Raw genomic sequence first — 6,933 nt, 5'->3', positions numbered from 1 at the left:
TAGTATCGAAAAACTTGATGGCCCTGGTTTGCAACCAGTCCTACCATAAAATACTGATTATTTTCCTTCCAAATTCGCGCGCTTTACTGATTTTTTAAATAACCTAGCAAGCAAGGGTTATTGCACACAACGGTCTTGTGTATGGCTCGTTGCGGGAAATCCGCGAGGATTTTCCGCCGTAGCCGAAAGATAGCAAATTGCAATGAATTCCGATTAGGAATTCAGCCGCAATGAGCTATACACGGTGTTGTAGCACGTTTTTTTATTTTATATTCTCAAAAAATTCAATCGGATTTCTCAAAAATCTGTCCGCATCTGAATCTTTAATTAATTCAGCTAAATTTTGAATTTTCGGTTCGCACAAATTTCCTTTGTCGTCCATTAAAATCCATTCTTCTCTGTCGCATAAATCCAACATTGATTTTATAAAAGTCAGAGTTGAGTCGGTCAAGTCAGTCCGAAATCGAAAATCTTCAATGTAATTTTCTTTCTCGTTAAAATCTATACTCAAATCGTGGTCAAATTCCGCTTTTTCTGTTTTCCAACTCGTTCCGCCATTCCATTCCGCACGAGTTATTATTTTGTCAATTTCATTTCTCAATTCCGCAATATCAATTTGAATTCCTTTCCACCATTTTGTTGAAATCGCATCTTCAAATTCAGGTTCTGGTGCGTCATTCAATTCCATATCATAGTTTTCCCAATACTTTTCCCATTCAGCGTGTTTAATTTCGAGCTGTTTTGGTATTCCGCCATATTTTTCTTCAATCGGCTTTTTTGGAAGTACAAATGTCAGAAATTGGTTTATTGCCATTAGGTTTTCTTAAATGTGCTACAACGTTTATGTATAAGAATAGTTGCGGGTTTGTATGCGAGGATTTTCCGAAGGAAAATCAGACGTTACAAACACGCAACGACCTTTGTTTTAGCACTAAATCGCAATTATTTTTATACGGTGTTAGCATACGTTTTTATATTTCAGCGTACATAAATTCAACTTTCTCCAATTCAATTCCGCTTTTGGTTTTCTTTAATTTCATTCGATAATTACTATATCCAACGTATCTAATAATATCTTCTGATTTGTCCGATTTTGGCTTTTGTAAAATCCGCAATCTATATTCCGTTTTATTTATCCGAACGAATTCCGCAATTCTATATTCAAATTTTAAATCCGAATCTTCTTTCAGCTTGAATGTAAAATGAGTTCCGTTCAGATTGTTTTTTAAAAACTCCGCATTTATTAATTCAGGAATCAGTTCCGTATTCTGAATAATAATTTCATTCCCATATTTGTCGATGAAACTAAATTCAGATGTTTGATTTTTAAACCCGAAAGAAACTCCGATTAAAATCAGAATTAATGTCAATTTCGATATTTTGTTTTTCAGTTCCAATGTTTTTCTCAAATGTATGCTAACGTTCCGGCTATGCGCAGTGCGGGATTGAAAAGCGATAGTTTTCAATCGTGCACGGCTGTGAGCCAAAGCTGTGATTTTGTGTTTTTACTTTATTCATCTAAAATACCAAAGCGGAGCTTTGGCGGGATAGGGGATGAGATCTATCGGCTATTCCTTCAGCCCGCATTGCGTATAGGTACTGTTGGCAAGCGTTTTTATTTTTCTTTATATAGCCCATTTATTCTCTCAAGTTTCAATTGGTCACAAGAGTTTTCTTTTATATGAATAATTGTGAATCGTGATTCGTTCTGGTTTTTTTCTTGTTTAGATAGAAGTAAGATACAAGAACAGTCTTTGACTTTCATGTTGAAGGAGTGTGCTTGAATGTCTGTTGAATCAATATTGACCACTTTCTTGTTCAGAACATCTAAAGTCATGGATGCGGTAGATTCGTAAGAATCAGTTTTGTCAATTACAGTCACTTCAAGGTCTGTGTAATTTAGCCTTTTAAGTTTAAGCTCAACTCCTTCATCGTTTTGAAAGTTGTAAGTCTGATTTTTCTCAATTCCTGTTGAAATATTGGCTATTAGATAATTTGTGTCAGGGTTTATTTGAATTATACTGTCGTGTTGAAGGGTAAAGCCGTGATTTTCACTTCCTGTAAGAGCTGTCCCAATACTATCAACGTATTTTATCATTCCTCTAGAATAGTCTTGATTAGATTCAATTTTGCACTGAGTTGTTAATAGGATTATGAATGGCAGAATTTTCTTCATTTTCAAATGCTTGCCAACGGTTGGGCTATGGCAAGTAGGGCAGGTGATAAGAACAGACCTTTCCGTTTAAGCACTTAGCCAAAGCTTTTGCATTTAGTTTTTATCTTATTTTATCTAAAAGCCAAATCAAAAGATTTGGCGGACTCTGCAAACACGCCCAAGTCAATGGATTCAGCACTTTCTGCCCTATTTGCTATAGCCGTTGTTGCCAACTGTTTTTCCCGTTCGGGAAGCCCATAGTACCCTATTTTTTCGATTTATTTTCGGTAGATATTCTTGTTTTAAGGTTTTGAAATCGGTACCAGACTAAATTCTTTCACTTTCAAATATTTTGCCATTCCTCGGTCAATTCTGTTAGTGAATACATCTTCGATAGCCTTACCCGAATCTGGGATAGCCTCGAAAACTATTTCGACGTTTTTCTCATCTACCTCTATATTCGACCATCTGAAAACAATTGCATTCAGTCTGCTATTACTACCATCTTGGTTCATGGTCCCCATTGATTTTACATACTCCGGCATTCCCCAACGGTTTATGCACATACCTAAATTGCCTAAATCCGCAAATTCTCCTGTTGAACTATTGTAATACAATGCCTCTTTGAATTGTTCGTAAGAAAAAGTGTTTTCGTCTTTTTTTTCGTTACAAGAGTTAAACAATAATATAAATGTTGCTGTTGCAGATAGAAGTGCTTGTTTTGTTCGTAAAATGTTCATGCTTTATTTAAAAGTGAGTTTTTCGTTAACTAGTAAGTGATTTTGCTTATCCTCTTCTGTGAGGTGAACCCATTCATTAGTTCCTCCAATTTTAGAATAAGTTCCACTTTCAATTCTGTTGTTATACCGCTTTTTCAATTCAAGAGATAAATCATTTAATTCTTTTATCTCTATTTGAAAATCATTTTTGGAAAAATAAATCGAACCTATATTTTGATAATAGGTTTTCAGTCCATTCCAGTTTTTAAATTTGCCTAAAACTAATTCGTCAATGTCATTGCAAGAAGATATTAGTATTTCATATTTTTCTTTGACAATTTCGGCAAAAAAGTCTTCGATTGAATACTCTTTTAAACTTGTATTCAATCTCACGCTCCCTATGATGTTTGAAATAGTCAATCCAGTCTGACCTTTTTCAACGCAATAGAGATTTATATATTCTTTCCAAAAGTATGTGCTTTGATTCATTCGTTAGTTTGATTGTTTTTTCAAATAGTTGGCAACGGTCTTGTATATGAAACGTAGCGTGTAAAAAGACGCTAACTTTTCGGATTATGCACGAGCCGAATTTTTAAATTTTTCTTTTTATATTTATTTTACTAAAAGCCAAATTTAAAAATTTGGCGGTCTTCGCAAATACACACAAACCTCTCGAAAAGCCTGTAATAGCTATGTTTTATATACGTTGTTGCCCACAGTTATTATTTCCAATGTAGCTTTTCGTACTCGCTTTGTTCTTCTCTGTTTTTCGGAATTGATGAGTTTCCATTTCTGACGTAAAAACTGTCTTTCCCCTCAAAATTCGCAAACACAGGTTTTCCACTTTTTAGGATTTTAACTTTGCAAATAGTCTTTTCGTCAATTATTGGAAATGTGATTTTTAGATGCTTTTCAAAGTTTGAACCTAAATGTTTTTTAATGATATTCCTTAAATGCAATTCAAATCCGTCAACATCTTTTTTAGAAAAGGTTTCAATATCTTTGTCAAGTCCTAAAGCATTTCCATTATCGTCAACTCCGATTATTAAAATTCCGCCTTCGCTGTTTAAAAATGCAGAAACGGTTTTGGCAATTACATATTCTAAATTTTTATTTACAATATTCTGTCTTAAATCGTAGCGTAAAGTTGATTTCATTTCCAACTTTTCATTTTCTCCGATTAAGATTAATTCCTTTAATTCGGTATCTTCTATTTTTTCCGTTTTTGTAAACTCAATTCTATTTTTCAAAGCTTTATAAATAGAAGTCGCTCTTTTTTCTAAAAACACAGAATAATCATCGCTGTGAATTCCAAAATCATCAATATCATCAATTAAATGTGATTTTATAGATTTATGCAATTCCGCATTTTCGTCCAAGAAGTCTTGAATATAAATTGAAGGTGCTTTTGCTCTAATTTTGCGTTTGTTTAAATCTGCACCAACCAAAGTGATATTAACAATACTATTTTCATTTCCAATTCCTTGTTTTCTCAAATATGATTTTGGGAAAAAGTGATGATAATTTTTACTATTCGCCATTTTTAACCAAGAATTATCAAGAATAACTTTTCCGTTATCTTGAAAGTCTTTTGGCTCTGAATAAGCTAACAAACAAAGAACTGCTTTACAATAACTATTTCCTGCACTAAAATTTGTGTCTATTAAATCTCTTGGCGAACTTAAAAAGACTTTTAATTCATCGTAGTTTGGTCGTTCTCCATTTAGAATTTGGTCAATTCTTTTAATGTCTTGAGCAAGTTTAGATTCTGTTGAACTTGAATATCTATATGATAACGATATTCTCCAAAAGAACTCTTCCAAATATTTAATCTGTTCGCCTTTTGGCTTTTCTTTATGGTAGTAAAAAAAGTAACTGAAAGGAACTAAAAGTGCATCGTAAGGCAATAAAGTTGACACAGGAATTCTATAAACTGAACGGAAATAGTCAATACTTTCTTTAAGCGATGAAATTACATCATCCCAAATATCAATAATACTTTGCTTGTCTAATTGTAAAACGACTTTTCGTTTACACTCTTTGTTTTTGCTTAATATTAAACCTAAAACATTTAAAATTACTGTACTTGATATTGTTTCGTATTTACTGACTTCAAGTTGTTTTAGTAATTTTTGAAATCGGTCTTGCATATCGAATTTCTGTTCCTCGTCATAAGTTTTTGCAGACATTATCTCAAATAGAGTTAAGGTTTGTCCGCCTGTATTTATTCGAGTAAAAACTTCTATTGCAGAATCAATATCTTCTTTACGAAGTACTACTGTCGAGAAATCATAAGAAGTAAAAGTTTCTTTGTATTCTTGAATTTTGTCTATATCCTCATTTGAATAATTTTCTCTTAAATCGCTGTATTTTGAATTTAGCAAATCTTTTAGAGAGATATTTTTAGTTTCAGGTTGTTCCGATAAAATTATTTGTTCATCGTTATTATCAATATCGCCTTCTAAATCAACGAATATTGAACCATAATTCGTAATCTTTTTTTCTCCTTCTTTTTGAATTGAAGCACCCAAAAATGCTGCGTACAATGATGTAATTCGCTGTTGTCCGTCCAAAACGTACTGAACTTTTATGTCGTCTGGAACAGGTGGCAAAACAAGATTTCCAATATTCTTAATATCGTTTAATCTTTCGTTGGTTTCCCACAAAATAAAAGTGCCAATCGGATAGCCTTTTAAAATACTGTCCAAAAGTTTTGCAGTTTTGTCAATACTCCAAACAAAATCCCGTTGGAATTTCGGGATTTTAATTTGTCCTTTTTGAATTTCGGATATCAAGTCCGTATATTTTTTTGAGTCTGGTTTTGGCTGTTTATTCATTCAGTTTAATTGTATTACTGGTGTTCGTTTTAATTGTGGGCAACGGTCTTGTATATGGCTCGTAGCGTGCAAATTAGCGATAATTATTCGGTTAAGCACGAGCCGAATTTTTTAATTTTCTTATTACCTTTTTTTCAATAAGCCAAATTAAAAAATTTGGCGGACTTGCAAATATGCCTTAACTTCGTTTAAGCAACTAATTAGCTATGAGCTATATACGTTGTTAGCACCAGTATTTTTTTTCGTTTTCATTCGATAGACTAAATATAAAAATACAACCAGAATTATCGTAAACTTAAAAATCAGTCCCAATAAGTTCTCTCCGTTTATAAAGTAGTCCGATGATGTTGTTAATAAAGTTAAGGTCTGTGAATAAATCACAATTCCGATACAGACCAATGAAAATATTAACTGATTTTTAAAATTCGCTCCAATAACTATTGCAAAGCAAACCAGAAATAAAGTCAGAAAACTATTTAAATATCGAGTGTTTTTTGTCCAATTAGATTTTCTTAATTGCTTTGTCAAGAGCGTATTCTTTCTTATTTCGTTTTTTAATTGAAATAAATCTCTGCGATTAAATTCTATTGTCAACTCGTTTTTTGAGATTCCATATTCGTTAAGTTCCGTTTTAGAAAAATCACTTTGAATTATGCTATCAGGAATTTTTTTAAACAAGTCAGAGATAATTTTCTTTTGAGACTTATTTTCAGTTTCTAAAGAGTCAGAATATTGGTTTATAAGTCCAATACTCATCATATCAACATTTGTTTTTTTGTATTCGGTAGCTTTTTCAATTCTTTCTTGTGACGTAAATGGTTCTTTTCTTGCGTTTTCATATCTATCCAAGAATGTTGTCATTCGCAGTTTTGGCACCACACTATTGGATAGTAAGAATATTAGTCCGCCAAAGATTAGTGATGCGATAAGTCCGAATTGGAAAAATTTTGAGAGAGGAATTTTCTCTTTTATTAATTCCGCTGTAACCAAGATTAAGGCAATGAAAACACCAAAATTAATTACTGCTGGTATTTGACTAAAACTAAAAAGTATTCCATTCGTTAGGTCAAATCCAAATTCGCTAAAATATAAGCTGATGGTCTCAACAACTAAAAACAAGTAGTAAACTAAACCACTTATTGTAAAATACGATATAAATTTTCGCAGGATTTTTGTCATATTGGTGCTAACAATTGGATAAACTCCCATAGGGAGTTTATAT

The 6,933-nt window shown here is 32.5% G+C and carries 7 protein-coding genes; all 7 read right to left on the bottom strand.

Annotation, left to right across the window (positions count from 1 at the left end):
* Positions 1-262: 262 nt before the first annotated feature.
* Positions 263-814, bottom strand: coding sequence for a hypothetical protein (locus FHP04_RS06700; protein WP_139855286.1), 552 nt, complete (start codon positions 812-814; stop codon positions 263-265).
* A gap of 157 nt (positions 815-971) precedes the next feature.
* Positions 972-1,370: a hypothetical protein gene (locus tag FHP04_RS06695; RefSeq protein WP_139855285.1), complete on the bottom strand. Its 399-nt coding sequence runs from the start codon at positions 1,368-1,370 to the stop codon at positions 972-974.
* A gap of 245 nt (positions 1,371-1,615) precedes the next feature.
* Positions 1,616-2,176, bottom strand: coding sequence for a hypothetical protein (locus FHP04_RS06690; RefSeq protein WP_139855283.1), 561 nt, complete (start codon positions 2,174-2,176; stop codon positions 1,616-1,618).
* A gap of 281 nt (positions 2,177-2,457) precedes the next feature.
* Positions 2,458-2,895, bottom strand: coding sequence for a hypothetical protein (locus FHP04_RS06685; protein WP_139855281.1), 438 nt, complete (start codon positions 2,893-2,895; stop codon positions 2,458-2,460).
* A gap of 3 nt (positions 2,896-2,898) precedes the next feature.
* Complete coding sequence (locus FHP04_RS06680) at positions 2,899-3,363, bottom strand: hypothetical protein (RefSeq protein ID WP_139855279.1); 465 nt, start codon at positions 3,361-3,363, stop codon at positions 2,899-2,901.
* 233 nt (positions 3,364-3,596) lie between these two features.
* Positions 3,597-5,711: a GmrSD restriction endonuclease domain-containing protein gene (locus FHP04_RS06675; RefSeq protein WP_139855277.1), complete on the bottom strand. Its 2,115-nt coding sequence runs from the start codon at positions 5,709-5,711 to the stop codon at positions 3,597-3,599.
* Between the two features lie 204 nt (positions 5,712-5,915).
* Positions 5,916-6,890: a hypothetical protein gene (locus FHP04_RS06670; RefSeq protein ID WP_139855275.1), complete on the bottom strand. Its 975-nt coding sequence runs from the start codon at positions 6,888-6,890 to the stop codon at positions 5,916-5,918.
* Positions 6,891-6,933: the final 43 nt, after the last annotated feature.

Source organism: Aequorivita sinensis (assembly GCF_006346335.1).
In the GTDB taxonomy this organism is placed as follows: Bacteria; Bacteroidota; Bacteroidia; order Flavobacteriales; family Flavobacteriaceae; genus Aequorivita; species Aequorivita sinensis.
Note: the sequence above shows the minus strand (reverse complement) of the source record. Positions and strands in the feature narration are given on the sequence as shown.

Excerpts from the sequence above, each read along its gene's own strand:
- FHP04_RS06670 (WP_139855275.1), bottom strand. The coding sequence starts at position 6,890 with ATGACAAAAATCCTGCGAAAATTTATATCGTATTTTACAATAAGTGGT.
- FHP04_RS06700 (WP_139855286.1), bottom strand. The coding sequence starts at position 814 with ATGGCAATAAACCAATTTCTGACATTTGTACTTCCAAAAAAGCCGATT.
- FHP04_RS06675 (WP_139855277.1), bottom strand. The coding sequence starts at position 5,711 with ATGAATAAACAGCCAAAACCAGACTCAAAAAAATATACGGACTTGATA.
- FHP04_RS06685 (WP_139855281.1), bottom strand. The coding sequence starts at position 2,895 with ATGAACATTTTACGAACAAAACAAGCACTTCTATCTGCAACAGCAACA.
- FHP04_RS06690 (WP_139855283.1), bottom strand. The coding sequence starts at position 2,176 with ATGAAGAAAATTCTGCCATTCATAATCCTATTAACAACTCAGTGCAAA.
- FHP04_RS06680 (WP_139855279.1), bottom strand. The coding sequence starts at position 3,363 with ATGAATCAAAGCACATACTTTTGGAAAGAATATATAAATCTCTATTGC.